This is a genomic window from Vibrio sp. S9_S30, assembly GCF_014694455.1.
Classification (GTDB): domain Bacteria; phylum Pseudomonadota; class Gammaproteobacteria; order Enterobacterales; family Vibrionaceae; genus Vibrio.
The window spans coordinates 18,371-33,285 of the sequence record NZ_JAAUWT010000020.1 but is presented as its reverse complement, the minus strand read 5'-3'; the positions used below and the strand labels follow the sequence as shown (position 1 = coordinate 33,285).

Sequence of the window (14,915 nt, the reverse complement as noted above, 5' to 3'; positions counted from 1 at the left end):
AGGAGGCGATATGGCAGCAATGACCTTTCACTTGGATGTGGTTAGTGCGGAGAAAAGACTTTTCTCTGGGCTGGTTGAAACATTTCAAGTGACCGGTAGCGAAGGTGAGCTGGGAATTTATCCTGGGCATGCACCGCTGCTGACCGCTATTACGCCTGGAATGGTGCGTATTGTGAAGCAACACGGTCACGAAGAGGTGATTTACATCTCTGGTGGCATGATGGAAGTTCAGCCTGGTACAGCGACTGTATTGGCTGATACGGCTATCCGTGGTGAAGATCTAGACGCAGCTAAGGCAGAAGAAGCCAAACGCAAGGCTGAAGAAAATATCCATAATCAGCATGGCGACATGGACTTTGCACAAGCGGCCAGTGAGCTGGCTAAAGCCATTGCTCAGCTTCGAGTAATCGAACTGACCAAAAAAGTACGCTAATCATTAGCGCAGCGATTAAGGCGACCTTAGGGTCGCCTTTGTTTTTTCTTGTGTTGTTTCCTCGTCAATTCCGCCTATTTCATGATTGTCTCAAGCCCGTTGTCCTACTTTTGTTAAACCAAGTCATCATTTGATACGAAAACCACGCCGAATCTTTAACTCTTTGCGTAATTCACGCTAAAATCCATCACTTAAACGACAACGTCTTTTAGGAACCACTATTTATGAAATTCAGCGCGGTCATCCTCGCGGCGGGCAAAGGCACTCGCATGTATTCTAATAAGCCGAAAGTGCTTCATACACTTGCAGGCAAACCCATGGCAAAACACGTTATCGATACCTGTAATGGGCTGGGTGCTCAAAACATTCATCTTGTCTATGGGCATGGTGGTGATCAAATGAAAGCGTCGTTGTCGCAAGAGCCCGTCAATTGGGTACTGCAAGCCAAGCAATTAGGAACAGGTCATGCAGTTAATCAAGCGTCATCTGAATTTTCGGACGATGAAAAAATATTAGTGTTATACGGTGATGTTCCGCTGATTTCTTCTCAAACGGTCGAAAACCTGCTAGAAGCGCAACCTCATGGTGGTATTGCCTTGCTAACCGTGGTGCTAGACAACCCGATGGGCTACGGGCGTATTGTTCGTAAAAATGGTCCGGTAGTGGCAATTGTTGAGCAAAAGGACGCGACAGAAGAACAAAAGCTGATCAAAGAAATCAATACTGGCGTTATGGTGGCGACGGGCGGTGATCTGAAACGTTGGTTAGCGAACCTAAAGAACGAAAATGCACAAGGCGAGTATTATCTGACGGATGTCATCGCTGCGGCGCACGATGAAGGCCGTGCCGTTGAAGCTGTTCATCCTGTGAACCCTATTGAAGTTGAAGGCGTGAACGACCGCGCTCAATTGGCAAGGCTTGAACGTGCCTACCAGCGCATGAATGCACATACTTTGCTCGAACAAGGTGTAATGTTGCGCGATCCTGAACGATTCGATCTTCGTGGTACGCTTCAGTGTGGAATGGACGTTGAAATCGATACCAATGTCATCATCGAAGGTAATGTGAGCTTGGGGGACAATGTGGTCATTGGCACAGGGTGTGTGCTGAAAAACTGTGAGATTGATGATAATACGATTGTTCGTCCTTACAGTGTGATTGAAGGTGCCACAATTGGCGAAGAGTGTACGGTTGGACCATTTAGCCGCCTTCGACCTGGTGCGGAGCTTCGTAACAATGCGCATGTAGGCAACTTTGTCGAAGTGAAAAACGCCCGCCTAGGGGAAGGATCCAAAGCGAATCATCTTACGTATTTAGGGGATGCTGAAATTGGTCAACGTACCAATATTGGGGCTGGGACGATTACGTGTAATTATGACGGTGCCAACAAATTCAAAACCATCATTGGTGACGACGTATTTGTGGGGTCAGACAGCCAACTTATCGCACCTGTAACGGTAGCAAATGGTGCGACGATTGGTGCAGGAACGACATTAACGAAAGATGTCGATGAAGGTGAGTTAGTGATCACTCGCGCGAAAGAGCGTAAAATTTCTGACTGGCAGCGACCCGTAAAAAATAAATAACTGGGTTCGTAATTAACGCGATTAATATTAATGAGATTGCTCTTGAGAAGGTTGATGTTGGGATCAGCCTTTTTTATGTTTGCTCTATAACACAGCTCGTTCTAGTTACTGGGAATGGCGATGCGTTTTTCTAGCCACCTAACGCACTGGGAGACAAACAGGATTAGTATTAAATATTCGAGCACCAAAAAGGTGTAAATCTCCAGTGGGAGGTATTCGTTGACGACCAGCTCGTTTGCTCGACGTGTTAGGTCACTTAAGCCAATGACACTGACCAAGGACGACATCTTCAAAATATAGACAAATTGGTTACCCAAAGGAGGCAGTATTTGTCGTAATGCTTGTGGAAGAATGACGAGTCTCATCTTCTGCCAGTAATTAAGCCCCAATGATTCTGCTGCTTCATGCTGTCCTCGCGCAATCGCTTGGATACCGCCTCGAAATACCTCTGCCATAAAGGCGCTCTCAGCGATAGTCAGAGCTATCACTCCTGCTGCAAAATAATCGAGTGATACGTCCATAAGTGTAGGTAACCCATAGTAAACCCACAATAAAAGCACCAATACGGGAATAGAGCGGATGCTTTCGACGTATATTCGATTGATGGCGCGAAGCGATTGACGTTCACTTAAGGCTGGTAAAGCCACGATTAATCCCAATAACATCGCAAGCAGCATGCTGATGAACGATATGTAAATCGTATCCTCAAAGCCAGCAATGAGGAATTTTAGATTGATAATACCTTGTTCGGTTGTGGGGTCTAAAACGTACCAACCCCATTGATAATCGCTGCACCCTGAGAGAAGGAATACAGAGAAAGCAATAAAAAGCGAAGACAAGTGCACGATATTTATAACCAAATGCTAAAAAATGTTTAAAGATATTGCTATGTTATCAGTGTTGCCATGAGAAAACGTTGTTTTTTCGAACATGAAGAAGGAATTAAAATGAAAAAATGGTTAATTGGTTTTAGTGTATTACTGCTGGGATTAGCACAAGTTCAAGCGGCTAGCCGTTTGCATGAAATATTAGATGCGGGTGTACTTCGTGTAGGCACTACCGGTGATTGGAACCCAATGACGATGAAAAACCCAGCGGATAACAGCTACAGAGGATTTGACATTGATATCACCACAGAGCTGGCGAAAGATATGGGTGTGAAAGTGGAGTACGTTGCAACCGATTGGAAAACTTTGGTCAATGGTGTGACGGCAAATAAATATGACATTACAGGCAGTGCGTCCTTGAATATGTCACGCGCTAAAGTGGCAGGATACAGTCAGCCCTACTTCTATCTTGCATTTGTCCCTGTGGTTCAGAAGAAAGATTTGGCAAAATTTTCAGACTGGAGCGATTTTAATCAATCGGATATCCGAGTTGCTGCAACGTTAGGGACCGTTCAAGAAAATATGGTGAAAGACTTCTTCCCAGAAGCAAAGCATGTTGTTATCGAAGCGCCCGCTCGCGATTTCCAAGAATTATTGGCTCGCCGTGCGGATGTGTCTGTTACTTCAAACGTAGAAGCGGCAACTTTGGTTGAGAAGTTTAAGCAACTTGCAATAGTGCCTGTTCCCAAGCCTCGTCGCCCAACACCTATTTCTATGTTGTTGCCGCAAGATGACCAAGAATGGATCAATTACGTTAATCACTGGGTAGAGTTGAAGAAAACACAGGGCTTCTTTAAGCAAACGGCTGAAAAATGGGGGCTGAAAAGCCTTTAATTTTTTTATTTAAAAATAGAAAACGGGGCGAAAGCCCCGTTTTAATTACGATAAAAAGAACTGATATGAAGGGTTATCTGACTCATCTTTACACTGATAACCCAATTCTCGAAGGTGAGCTGAGAAGCGGGTCAGATCCGATTCCTCTAATTCAAACCCACAAAGTACACGACCATAATCCGCGCCTTGATTTCGATAGTTGAATAGGCTGATATTCCAATGGGTGCCCAATGTGCTTAAAAATTTCACCAGCGCCCCTGGGTACTCTGGAAACTCAAAGCTATACAGCCTTTCTTTCAACGGTTTGGAAGGTTTACCACCAATCATGTAACGCACATGAAGTTTTGCCATTTCATCATCCGACAAATCGACAACAGGGTATCCACCATTACGTAAGTCTTGTATGACACTATCCAGCTCTTGCTGGCCATCTTGTAAGCGCAACCCGACAAAGATATTAGCAAGCTGGTCATCGTTATAACGGTAGTTGAACTCGGTAACAGCCCTGCCACCAATCAAGTTACAAAACTCAAAGAAAGCACCTTGCCTTTCGGGGATAGTGACCGCCAGCAAACCTTCGCGTTTTTCACCTAATTCACAGCGTTCAGAGATGTAGCGTAATCCGTGGAAGTTGGTATTTGCGCCTGACAAAATCGTACCTAACTGTTTACCTTTCAAGGCATTTTGTTCGGCATACTTCTTTAAACCCGCCAGAGCCAAAGCACCCGATGGCTCTGCAATGGCTCGAGTATCTTCAAAAATGTCTTTCACGGCGGAACAGATTTCGTCGCTGGACACACTGATGTGACCGTCGATGTATTGTTGGCAAAGTCGGAAAGTCTCTTCACCGATGCGTTTCACTGCGACGCCATCCGCAAACATACTCACTTGATCCAAAACCACGGGTTCGCCCGCATCCAACGCCGCTTTTAGGCACGCGGATTCTTCCGGCTCGACAGCGATGACTTTGATTTCAGGCATCAATTGCTTAACCAAAACGGCAACGCCTGCGGCTAAACCGCCTCCGCCAACTGGCACAAAGATGTAATCTAAGTGACCATTTTGTTGCAGCATTTCCATGCCAATCGTGCCTTGTCCTGCAATCACCATCGGGTGATCAAAGGGAGGCACAAAGGTATAGCCATGCTCCGCTGATAACCGTTCAGCCTCGGTTTTGGCTTCATCAAAATTATTGCCATGAAGCACCACGTTTCCACCAAACCCGCGAACCGCATCAACTTTGATATCTGGCGTGGTTTTGGGCATGACGATGGTGGTTTGAATGCCTAATTTAGAGCCCGACAGTGCCATGCCTTGCGCGTGGTTTCCCGCAGAAGCAGCAATGACACCGGATGCTTTTTGCTCGTCAGTCAGGCTCGCGACCATGTTGTAAGCGCCACGTAGCTTAAAGGAATGAACCGGTTGGCGATCTTCTCGTTTTATTTGAATCTGATTACCAATGCGCGCAGAGAGCCGAGGCATCTCTTGAAAGGGAGACACCATTGCCACTTCATAAACAGGAGCGCGCAAGATTTGGCGCAGGTATTCTGCGCCGGATTGAGTGGTCAGTGTCATCGGTTAGTCCTCTAACATCGATTTGTCGCGGACCGCACCTTTGTCAGCACTGGTCGCCATGCTGCCGTATGCTTTGAGAGCGAAAGACACTTCACGTTGGCGGTTTGCGGGTTTCCAGCCGAGCTCATCTTGCTTCGCCCGGCGTGCTGCGAGTTCCTCTTCAGACACGTCTAACGTGATTGAGCGGCTTGGAATGTCAATGGTAATGATGTCGCCATCTTGAACTAAGCCTATGGTGCCGCCGCTGGCAGCTTCCGGAGACGTGTGACCAATGGATAGGCCCGATGTACCACCAGAAAAACGACCGTCCGTTAGAAGAGCGCAAGATTTACCTAAGCCCATCGACTTTAAGTAGGTAGTAGGGTAAAGCATTTCCTGCATACCGGGTCCGCCTTTTGGTCCTTCGTAGCGAATGACGACCACTTCTCCGGCTTTCACTTTGCCGCCCAAAATACCGTCTACCGCGGTATCTTGGCTTTCAAATACAATTGCAGGTCCTTGGAATGTCAGGTTGTCTTCGTCGACACCCGCTGTTTTTACAATACAGCCATCTTCGGCGATGTTTCCTGAAAGTACCGCTAATCCGCCTTCTTGGCTAAAGGCGTTCTCTTTGGTGCGGATACAGCCGTTTTCACGGTCATCATCCAAGCTATCCCAACGGCAATCTTGGGAGAAGGCTTTGGTGGTGCGAATACCAGCGGGACCCGCACGGAAGAACTTAAGCACGTCTTCATTTTTTGTTTGAATGATGTCGTATTCTGCCAGCTGTTCTTGCATGGACAGACCTAACACAGTGCGAGTGTCACTGTTAATCAAACCAGCGCGATCCAATTCACCCAGTATCGCCATCACTCCACCAGCGCGGTGCACATCTTCCATGTGGTATTTTTGTGTGGACGGCGCCACTTTACATAAGTGTGGAACACGTCGAGACATTTCATCAATGTCTTTCATGTCAAAATCAATTTCACCTTCTTGCGCGGCAGCCAAAAGGTGCAATACAGTGTTACTTGAGCCCCCCATGGCAATATCCAATGCCATGGCATTTTCAAAAGCGGCGCGGCTGGCGATGTTTCTTGGGAGTGCGGTTTCGTCGTCTTTTTCGTAGTAACGGCGCGTTAGCTCAACGATACGTTTGCCCGCATTGATGAACAGCTGTTCACGGTCAGCGTGAGTGGCTAGCATGGAGCCATTTCCTGGCTGGGATAGTCCCAATGCTTCTGTTAGACAGTTCATTGAGTTAGCGGTGAACATACCAGAACATGAACCGCAAGTTGGGCATGCAGAGCGCTCGACTTGTTGACTTTGTTCATCGGATACCGTGGGATCCGCGCCTTGGATCATGGCATCCACCAGATCCAGTTTGATGATCTGATCCGATAGCTTGGTTTTCCCTGCTTCCATAGGACCGCCCGAAACGAAGATCACGGGAATATTCAGACGCATAGACGCCATCAACATTCCTGGGGTGATTTTGTCACAGTTTGAGATGCAGACCATCGCATCGGCGCAGTGCGCGTTTACCATGTATTCGACGGAGTCGGCGATCAGCTCTCGAGATGGCAGTGAATACAACATGCCGCCGTGGCCCATTGCGATGCCGTCATCAACGGCGATGGTGTTGAACTCTTTGGCAATCCCGCCTGCTTTTTCAATTTCACCTGCCACCAGTTGACCCATGTCTTTCAAGTGGACGTGCCCAGGCACAAACTGAGTGAATGAGTTCACGACAGCAATGATTGGTTTACCGAAATCTTCTTCTTTTACACCAGTCGCCCGCCATAAAGCGCGCGCACCAGCCATGTTTCTACCGTGTGTTGTTGTTGCGGATCTGTATATAGGCATTGTTTTCTTCCTTACTTCGCTGGTGCAGTTTGTGTTGATTCGGTACCTTGAGCTTGAGGGTACACGTAATCCAACCAGCCCCACTTGTCCTCTGTGGTGCCATTAAACAAGCCAAAATAGGCGTCTTGCAGTACTTGAGTGATAGGACCGCGTTTACCGTTGCCTACTTCAATTTTATCAATGGTGGCAACTGGAACGATTTCTGCGGCTGTGCCTGTCATGAAGACTTCGTCTGCGAGATACAAAGCTTCACGGGCGATGTTGACCTCGCGCACCTCGTAGCCTCTGTCTCTGGCCAGTGTCATGATGGAGTCGCGAGTGATGCCTGGCAAAATGGCACTTGTTGTGGGTGGCGTCATCAGAACCCCGTCTTTAATGACGAAGATGTTTTCGCCAGCCCCTTCCGAAAGGTACCCGTCTACGCTAAGCGCAATGCCTTCGTCGTAACCATGTCGACGAGCTTCTCCGCCAACGAGGAGAGAAGATAAATAGTTACCCCCAGCTTTAGCCGCCGTTGGTATGGTGTTCGGTGCGGCACGATTCCAGCTCGAAATCATCGCATTAACCCCATTTTCTAACGCTTCCTCACCAAGGTAAGCTCCCCAAGGGAAGGCCGCAATGATCAGTTCCATTTCCGTTCCTTCAGGCGGACACACCCCTAAACCGACGTTTCCAACAAATCCTAATGGACGGATGTAGGCATTATCTAATTTGTTTTGACGTAAGGTTTCACGGGTAGCTTCCATGATTTCTTCGACAGAATAGGGGATAGGGAAGCGATAGATTTTAGCAGAATCTTTTAAGCGTTTAGCGTGCTCTAAGTGACGGAAGACGATAGGACCTTTCGGGGTGTTGTAGCAGCGTACCCCTTCAAATACAGACGTTCCGTAGTGCATTGCGTGGGTCAAAACGTGAACGTTCGCTTCGCCCCATGGAACCATTTCACCGTTAAACCAGATGTAATCGGCTGTTTTTGCTGTCATGTTCGCGTTCCTTCCTTATGCACACACTTTTTGTTGTAAGTTGTTATTGGGGAGTTCGTTATTGTCGATCTCAGTAACGTCGACTGAGCGAATGTCCCACAATTTCTCGATCTGGCTGACCAACATAGAAATAGGACGATCACTGTCGACGATGATCTCTACACTGGCCACTTTACTTTCGTGGTTTTGAGTGGCAGCGACTTGGCGAATAATGAAACCGCGGTGACGCACCACGCGAAGAACACGCTCCAGCAGCACGGGTTTATCATCGGCTTTGATATCTAATAAATAGCGTTGCATCAGGTGTTCTCCAGCATGTCATTGTTCGAGGCACCTGGCGGCACCAATGGCCATACGTTTTGCTCTTCATCAATCAGGACATGAAGCAGGTACGACGTTTTGCTCTCTAGCATTTCTTTCAGTGCAGGCCCAACTTCTTCTTTACGCGTGATTTGTTTTCCTGGAATACCAAACGCTTGAGCCAACATAAGGAAATCTGGGTTGTCATCCAAAATGGTTTCACTGTGTCGACCATCAAAGAACAACGATTGCCACTGGCGAACCATACCCAAACGCTGATTGTCTAGCAGCACCATTTTGACGGGGATCTGACGACGTTTTAATGTCCCCAGCTCTTGCACGTTCATCATGAACGATCCATCTCCTGATATAAGGATAGATTGGTCGTCAGGACGCGCAACGGCCGCCCCCATTGCTGCAGGCAAACCAAACCCCATGGTGCCAAGACCCGCAGAGCTGATGAAGTTTTGAGGTTCGCGAGGCTGGATATGTTGTGCTGCCCACATCTGGTGTTGCCCAACATCGGTCGAAACGATGGATGTGTCTGGCATCATGTCAGACAGTTGCTTCAATAAAAGCGGTGCAAAAATGGGGTCGCCCGGATGATCATAACGCCACTTAAAGCCACTTCTTAGGCTCTCACTGTGGTGAACCCAAGGGGAAATATCTTGTGATAGTTCTAGTTGAGGGAGAATGACGTTGATGTCACCTCGTACCGGGGCATTGGCTACTCTTAGCTTATTGAATTCGGCGGCATCGATGTCAATATGAATAACTTTAGCGTGTGGGGCGAACGTATCGAGTTTACCTGTTACACGGTCATCGAAACGAGCCCCCACAACGATAAGTAAGTCCGATTCTTGAACCACTAAATTGGCCGCTTTTGTGCCGTGCATCCCTAGCATACCTAGATAGTGAGGGTCATGGCGCTCAATGGTGCCCAGACCTTTCAGCGTGCTGACAGAAGGCATCGGGTTAATGCGTAAAAATTCGCGAACCGATTCTGTTGCATGTGCCAGTTGAACACCACCACCGACATACAATACCGGACGCTTTGCTTGCGAAAGCAATGCTTGAGCTTGTGCGATGGCTTCTGCGTCAGCAATTGGAATGGCTGGTGGCTCAAAGTGAGGCAATATTTCTGTTGGTGCTTGAGCGAGCTGAACATCCTTAGCGATGTCGACAATGACAGGGCCAGGTCGGCCACTTTTCGCAACTTCAAAAGCTTCAGCAAGGGTGGGAGCGAGGTCATTGATGTCGGTAACGAGGTAACTGTGCTTAGTGCACGCTAAGGACATACCAATGACATCCATCTCTTGGAAGGCATCGGTACCGATGTGTGAGCTGGCAACTTGACCTGTAATGGCAACCAGTGGGACGGAATCCAAGAATGCATCCGCGAGCCCGGTGACGAGGTTGGTTGCGCCTGGTCCCGATGTTGCCATGCATACTGCGACATCTTGGGTTGAACGCGCCATGCCAATGGCTGCCATAGCGGCACCTTGTTCATGGCGACATAAGATGTGCTCTACACCACCATCATACAACGCATCATAGATTGGCATAATTGCCCCGCCAGGATAGCCAAATATGGTTTTAATTCCTTCTTGCTGCAAAGCCGCAACAACTAATTCAGCACCTGTCATCGTTGTTCTCCTGCGGTTTGCGAGGGACGAAATAACGTCATCCCTTTATTGCCTTTGCACATCGTGTGCTCCCATCTCTTCCTGTATTAACCTAATTGTATTCGGTTAATTATATCTTAAGTTATAAAAAAACCCCCGAGCTTCTCAGCGCGGGGGTTTTTGCTATTCTGTGGTTATTTCCTGCCCACAAGCCCCCGAGCGGTCCCAATAATGACCACGATAATCAGGGTAACGAGTGCGTTAATGCGAGCAGTTAAATTCATGAATTCTAATTATTCAAAAGTTGTGAAATTGTTTGCGTTTCTAGTGGTAACACACTCTTCGGTTACATGACAAGGAAAAAGTAAGACTTTTTTCACATTTATCGCGTACATAAAAAAGTTATAAAGTGAATAACTATATAAAAATTAAATAGTTACAAATCTATCATTGTATGAATAATAGGCAAGGATGCAACATGGCTTTAGCAATAATTCACAGCCGCGCGTGTGTAGGAGTAGAAGCTCCAGAGGTGGCGGTTGAAGTGCATATCAGCAATGGTATGCCAGGTTTTACGTTAGTGGGGCTGCCTGAAACCACCGTAAAAGAGTCGCGTGATAGGGTGCGTAGCGCCATTATTAACTCTGGTTTCGAGTTTCCCGCCAAGCGCATAACGGTAAACTTAGCGCCAGCGGATTTACCAAAAGAAGGCGGTCGCTTCGATTTACCGATTGCGCTTGGCATCTTAGCGGCATCCGAACAAATTGCTATGACTAAACTTGGGCAAATCGAGTTTATTGGTGAACTGGCTTTATCAGGCGAATTGAGAGCCGTTAAAGGCGTATTGCCCGCTGCACTCGCAGCCAATAAGCATCAACGTTGTTTGGTAGTACCTGATGCCAATGGTGACCAAGCCGCATTGGTTGGAGCCAACACGCACAAATCGGCAGCCAACTTGTTGGATGTGTGTGCCGATTTATGTGGTCAAAAGTCCCTGTCTTTATTCCAAACACTTGAAATGACCGTTACCCAAGAGTCGTCTCGTTGTTTGCAAGACATCATTGGGCAGCAGCAAGGTAAGCGTGCACTAGAGATCGCCGCAGCAGGTAATCATAACTTGCTTTTTCTGGGACCACCTGGCACGGGAAAAACGATGTTGGCGTCTCGCTTGCGTGATTTACTGCCAGAGATGGATGAGCAAGAAGCGATGGAGACGGCGTCGGTTGCGTCACTCACCCAGCAAGAAATCAATCAATACAACTGGAAGAATCGCCCCTTTCGTTCTCCCCATCACTCCAGCTCCATGGCAGCATTGGTTGGTGGGGGATCTATTCCTAGACCGGGTGAAATTTCGTTGGCGCATAATGGGCTTTTATTTCTTGATGAAATGCCCGAATTTGAACGAAAGGTACTGGATTCTTTGAGAGAGCCTTTAGAATCGGGGGAGATCATTATTTCGCGTGCGGCAGGTAAAACGCGATTTCCGGCTCGTTTTCAGCTGGTGGGGGCGCTGAACCCAAGCCCGACAGGATATTACGAAGGTAACCAAGCGAGAGTCAATCCGCAAGCCATTTTACGTTACTTAGGGCGTTTGTCTGGTCCACTGCTGGATAGGTTCGACATGTCTTTGGAAATTCCTGCATTGCCCAAAGGCACGTTGTCTGAAGGAGGGGATCGTGGAGAACCCACCCAAGTCGTGAAACAAAGAGTGAATTTTGCGCGTGAGAGAATGCAATCGCGCAATGGTAAAGTAAACGCGTTGCTAGGGACGCGTGAAATAGACAAATTTTGCCCTCTACATAAGCAAGATGCGGAGTTTCTTGAAAACGCGTTGCATCAGCTGGGATTATCCATTCGAGCGTATCATCGGATAATAAAAGTGGCTCGCACCATCGCGGATTTGTCGGGGAGCAAAAGCATTGAGCGCCCCCACATTGCTGAAGCCTTAGGGTACCGTGCTATGGATCGGCTCATGAAACAGCTCACCGCACAAGCGGTATAAAAAATGCCAGCGAGCTGCTGGCATTGTCGAATTTTACGCTCTCGAGTTTTCTAAGCTTTTGTTAAAAGCGGTAGTTCAAACCGGTAGCCACAATCCAGTTGCTACTGTCGTAGAAATCGATGTTTGACGTGACGGAGTCATACCCACCAAACGCAACCAAAGACGTGTTTTCCCACCCCATGACATTGGCGTATTCATAGGCCAAAAACAGCTTGAGTTGGTTATCATCTCGGGTTTTATCAAAGACAGGGTTGGTATCGTCATAGTTACGATTGAGATAAGACGCTGTCGTTACGAATTTGTGCTGCCCTCGGATCATTATCACGGTTAAATCTGCACCGATTCCAGTGTTTTGCATCGAAGAGCCACTGGCATTACGTTGGATGTATTTAAGTGACGGCATTAAAAAGGTTGTGCGGCTCAATGGTATAAATTTCTCGATTTTGGAATAGAACACCTTGCCATTTCGATCGAGTTTATCGGCACCCAACACCAATTCTGATCCCGATGTTTCTTTATCAATATGAATTCGACCATAGGCGAGGTCAAAATTGAGACCAAACAGCGGTGTTTTTTCTAATTGAAGCCGATAAGCCGTACCAAATTCTTTGGTTTCTTTACGGTTACCATTGAGCTGATAAGGGTCTTGCCACACATTAGATTGAAGTACGCTAGGCAACGCGGCGAGACTCCATGTCATACCCGAAGACAATGCATTTTTGTAGCCGAGTTCGAGCGCTAAAGTACCGATGGCAATATCGGCACGAGAGGTACCGAAAAACAGCTGATGCTGTTTGTCTGACCCGAATGTGTATTGCAGGTTACCTAATGGTGCGATCAATACTTTACTTTCGGTTGGGGTTTCGCCCTTTGTACGTTGAGCACTGGCTTCGGTGTTCATGTTTGATGTTTGACTGGTATAGCCAACATTGATGGCTATTTCACCACTGAATCCATTCTTATCGCTGAGCTCTGCCTGAGCACCATAGGACGCAACTAAAGCAGACAGTAAAACACTTAACGATTTTCGTTCCATGATAATTCCTTTATTTGAATACTGATACTTCCGAGCGAGAGTCCAGAGTGTCATATTAAACCGTACTTAATCCACTAATCTATGGTGTCATCCGATAAATTTGACAAATCAGACCATTAAATAAAGGGATTACATTAAGATGACAGCGCAGTACAATATTGCACCGTTTTTAACGTGGGCTTATTTTCAATACTTATAACGCTATGTTTGGTTATTTTCTTCTTATCATCAACGTCACACTCGTCATCCTGAATTCTGCTTTGTGCTCCATTCCAATCGTCCTGCTCGCATTGGTAAAATGCCTCGTTCCAGGGCAAAAATGGAAAACGCGAGTGACCCAAGGTGCCAACTTTTTTATGTGGCTTTGGGCAACGCTGAATGGGGTGATATTGGTTATCTCTAATCGAATAGAGTGGCGCATTGAAGGGGGAGAGGGGTTAAAAAAAGAAGGTTGGTATTTGATGATCAGCAATCACCTTAGCTGGACCGACATTGTTGTATTGTGTTCCGTTTTTAAAGATCGCATACCCATGCCCAAATTTTTTCTAAAGCAGCAATTGCTATACGTTCCTTTTGTTGGCATGGCGTGCTGGGCGCTGGATATGCCTTTTATGCGTCGCTATTCAAGGGAATACTTGATTAAACACCCTGAAAAGCGTGGTCAGGACTTAGAGACGACCCGACGTTCGTGTGAAAAGTTTAGGCATTTGCCCACCACGGTCGTGAACTATGTGGAAGGGACGCGCTATACCACCGAAAAACTGAAAAAATCCCGATCGCCTTATCGACATTTGTTAGCGCCTAAATCGGGTGGCATTGCCTATACGCTTGCGGCGATGGGGGAGCAATTTGACCATATTATTGATGTCACATTGGCGTACCCAGACAATGTCGATACCCCGTTTAAGGACATGTTAATGGGCAAAATGAAGCGAATAGAGGTTCGTATTCGTTTGATACCAATGACAGATGAAGTGAGAGGGGATTACTTCAACGATAAACCTTACAAGAGGCAATTTCAGCAATGGCTTTGGGATATTTGGCAAGATAAAGATGAATTGCTGAAGAGCATCTATCAACGTAAGTGATCGGAGTTAAGGTTACTGAAGATGCGGATTAAATATAAAAAAGGAGCCAGAGGCTCCTTTTTTGAAATCGTTTAATGGGCGTTATTTGAGTTTCAATAGGAAATTGACTAACTCAATGTACTCATCCATTGATTTGATTGATGGCGCTTGCACCAAATATTTGTTGTTAACCACAATCGCAGGAACACCACGTAGCCCACTATCTTTGAACTGCTTGTCGAATCGACGAACCATAGAATCGACGGCAAAACCTTTGTAAGCAGAATCGAATGCTTTGGCATCAATGCCTTCATCTAGGAAAATTTGACGCAATTCTTCTTCGTTTTTTGGTGGCTTTTTCAAGTTATGGATACGGCTAAACATCACCGGAACCATTTTATCTTCTGCTTTCAGTGTCACCATGGCAGCGTAAGCTTTACTCATTGGGACGCCCATCTCACCCCCCATAAAAGACACAGGTACTTTAACCAGCTTTGCGTTGTCTGGAAGTTGCGCTTTTATTTGCTTAACAACAGGTTCGAATGAATTGCAGTGAGGACAGTAGAACGAGAAAAACTCAGTCACTATTGGGGAAGTAGACGGCGGAAGATCCAGTACTTTGTAGTGCTCACCTTCACTGAATTTTGCTGCATGGGCTGAAACGCTGATAAGCACAGTTGCAATCAGTGCAAAAAGTTTTTTCATGTAGTTTATTCTCCGTGTAAAACTGTGTTGGACACAG

At 46.8% G+C, this 14,915-nt stretch carries 13 protein-coding genes; 5 read left to right on the top strand and 8 right to left on the bottom strand.

Features of this window, described 5'->3' with window-relative positions; genetic code table 11:
* The first annotated feature begins 10 nt into the window (after positions 1-10).
* Positions 11-433, top strand: a complete 423-nt coding sequence (locus HC752_RS19810) for a F0F1 ATP synthase subunit epsilon (RefSeq protein ID WP_190336936.1) — start codon at positions 11-13, stop codon at positions 431-433.
* Between the two features lie 224 nt (positions 434-657).
* Positions 658-2,019, top strand: coding sequence for a bifunctional UDP-N-acetylglucosamine diphosphorylase/glucosamine-1-phosphate N-acetyltransferase GlmU (gene glmU / locus HC752_RS19805; protein WP_190336935.1), 1,362 nt, complete (start codon positions 658-660; stop codon positions 2,017-2,019).
* Between the two features lie 101 nt (positions 2,020-2,120).
* Here the strand turns inward: glmU and HC752_RS19800 are convergent, their stop codons facing one another.
* Positions 2,121-2,858, bottom strand: coding sequence for an amino acid ABC transporter permease (locus HC752_RS19800; RefSeq protein WP_194717424.1), 738 nt, complete (start codon positions 2,856-2,858; stop codon positions 2,121-2,123).
* Positions 2,859-2,966: 108 nt separating this feature from the next.
* On the opposite strand from HC752_RS19800, the gene HC752_RS19795 reads away from it, so the two are divergent.
* The gene (locus HC752_RS19795) at positions 2,967-3,740 is read left to right on the top strand and encodes a transporter substrate-binding domain-containing protein (protein ID WP_190336933.1); all 774 of its coding nucleotides are present in this window, start codon (positions 2,967-2,969) and stop codon (positions 3,738-3,740) included.
* A gap of 45 nt (positions 3,741-3,785) precedes the next feature.
* On the opposite strand, the gene ilvA is transcribed toward HC752_RS19795, so the two are convergent.
* From ilvA to ilvG, 5 genes are read right to left on the bottom strand one after another with little or no spacing between them, the layout of a single operon-like run.
* Entirely contained in the window at positions 3,786-5,315 is a 1,530-nt protein-coding gene (ilvA, locus tag HC752_RS19790) for a threonine ammonia-lyase, biosynthetic (protein WP_190336932.1), read from the bottom strand.
* 3 nt (positions 5,316-5,318) lie between these two features.
* Positions 5,319-7,160 carry a dihydroxy-acid dehydratase gene (gene ilvD / locus HC752_RS19785; protein WP_190336931.1) on the bottom strand — a complete coding sequence of 614 codons (1,842 nt, stop codon included), beginning with the start codon at positions 7,158-7,160 and terminating at the stop codon, positions 5,319-5,321.
* A gap of 11 nt (positions 7,161-7,171) precedes the next feature.
* Positions 7,172-8,143: a branched-chain-amino-acid transaminase gene (ilvE, locus tag HC752_RS19780; protein ID WP_190336930.1), complete on the bottom strand. Its 972-nt coding sequence runs from the start codon at positions 8,141-8,143 to the stop codon at positions 7,172-7,174.
* Between the two features lie 15 nt (positions 8,144-8,158).
* Positions 8,159-8,443: an acetolactate synthase 2 small subunit gene (ilvM, locus tag HC752_RS19775; protein ID WP_190336929.1), complete on the bottom strand. Its 285-nt coding sequence runs from the start codon at positions 8,441-8,443 to the stop codon at positions 8,159-8,161.
* The gene (gene ilvG / locus HC752_RS19770) at positions 8,443-10,089 is read right to left on the bottom strand and encodes an acetolactate synthase 2 catalytic subunit (protein ID WP_190336928.1); all 1,647 of its coding nucleotides are present in this window, start codon (positions 10,087-10,089) and stop codon (positions 8,443-8,445) included. The genes ilvM and ilvG overlap by 1 nt, the downstream gene beginning before the upstream one ends.
* Positions 10,090-10,546: 457 nt before the next feature.
* On the opposite strand from ilvG, the gene HC752_RS19765 reads away from it, so the two are divergent.
* Positions 10,547-12,070, top strand: coding sequence for a YifB family Mg chelatase-like AAA ATPase (locus HC752_RS19765; protein ID WP_190336927.1), 1,524 nt, complete (start codon positions 10,547-10,549; stop codon positions 12,068-12,070).
* A gap of 61 nt (positions 12,071-12,131) precedes the next feature.
* Here the strand turns inward: HC752_RS19765 and HC752_RS19760 are convergent, their stop codons facing one another.
* Positions 12,132-13,106 (bottom strand): DUF2860 family protein, encoded by a 975-nt coding sequence (locus HC752_RS19760; RefSeq protein ID WP_190336926.1) that lies wholly within the window; start codon positions 13,104-13,106, stop codon positions 12,132-12,134.
* 203 nt (positions 13,107-13,309) lie between these two features.
* Between HC752_RS19760 and HC752_RS19755 the strand changes: the two genes are divergently transcribed.
* Positions 13,310-14,194: an acyltransferase gene (locus tag HC752_RS19755; RefSeq protein ID WP_190336925.1), complete on the top strand. Its 885-nt coding sequence runs from the start codon at positions 13,310-13,312 to the stop codon at positions 14,192-14,194.
* A gap of 81 nt (positions 14,195-14,275) precedes the next feature.
* Here HC752_RS19755 and HC752_RS19750 read toward each other — a convergent pair whose 3' ends face one another.
* A complete protein-coding gene (locus HC752_RS19750; protein WP_190336924.1) occupies positions 14,276-14,878 on the bottom strand; it encodes a thiol:disulfide interchange protein DsbA/DsbL in 603 nt (200 codons plus the stop codon).
* Positions 14,879-14,915 lie beyond the last annotated feature (37 nt).

Bases quoted from the DNA above. Each gene is read 5' to 3' on its own strand.
- ilvG (WP_190336928.1), bottom strand. From the start codon at position 10,089: ATGACAGGTGCTGAATTAGTTGTTGCGGCTTTGCAGCAAGAAGGAATT.
- HC752_RS19760 (WP_190336926.1), bottom strand. From the start codon at position 13,106: ATGGAACGAAAATCGTTAAGTGTTTTACTGTCTGCTTTAGTTGCGTCC.
- HC752_RS19755 (WP_190336925.1), top strand. From the start codon at position 13,310: ATGTTTGGTTATTTTCTTCTTATCATCAACGTCACACTCGTCATCCTG.
- HC752_RS19810 (WP_190336936.1), top strand. From the start codon at position 11: ATGGCAGCAATGACCTTTCACTTGGATGTGGTTAGTGCGGAGAAAAGA.
- glmU (WP_190336935.1), top strand. From the start codon at position 658: ATGAAATTCAGCGCGGTCATCCTCGCGGCGGGCAAAGGCACTCGCATG.
- HC752_RS19750 (WP_190336924.1), bottom strand. From the start codon at position 14,878: ATGAAAAAACTTTTTGCACTGATTGCAACTGTGCTTATCAGCGTTTCA.
- ilvE (WP_190336930.1), bottom strand. From the start codon at position 8,143: ATGACAGCAAAAACAGCCGATTACATCTGGTTTAACGGTGAAATGGTT.
- ilvA (WP_190336932.1), bottom strand. From the start codon at position 5,315: ATGACACTGACCACTCAATCCGGCGCAGAATACCTGCGCCAAATCTTG.
- ilvD (WP_190336931.1), bottom strand. From the start codon at position 7,160: ATGCCTATATACAGATCCGCAACAACAACACACGGTAGAAACATGGCT.
- HC752_RS19795 (WP_190336933.1), top strand. From the start codon at position 2,967: ATGAAAAAATGGTTAATTGGTTTTAGTGTATTACTGCTGGGATTAGCA.
- HC752_RS19765 (WP_190336927.1), top strand. From the start codon at position 10,547: ATGGCTTTAGCAATAATTCACAGCCGCGCGTGTGTAGGAGTAGAAGCT.
- ilvM (WP_190336929.1), bottom strand. From the start codon at position 8,443: ATGCAACGCTATTTATTAGATATCAAAGCCGATGATAAACCCGTGCTG.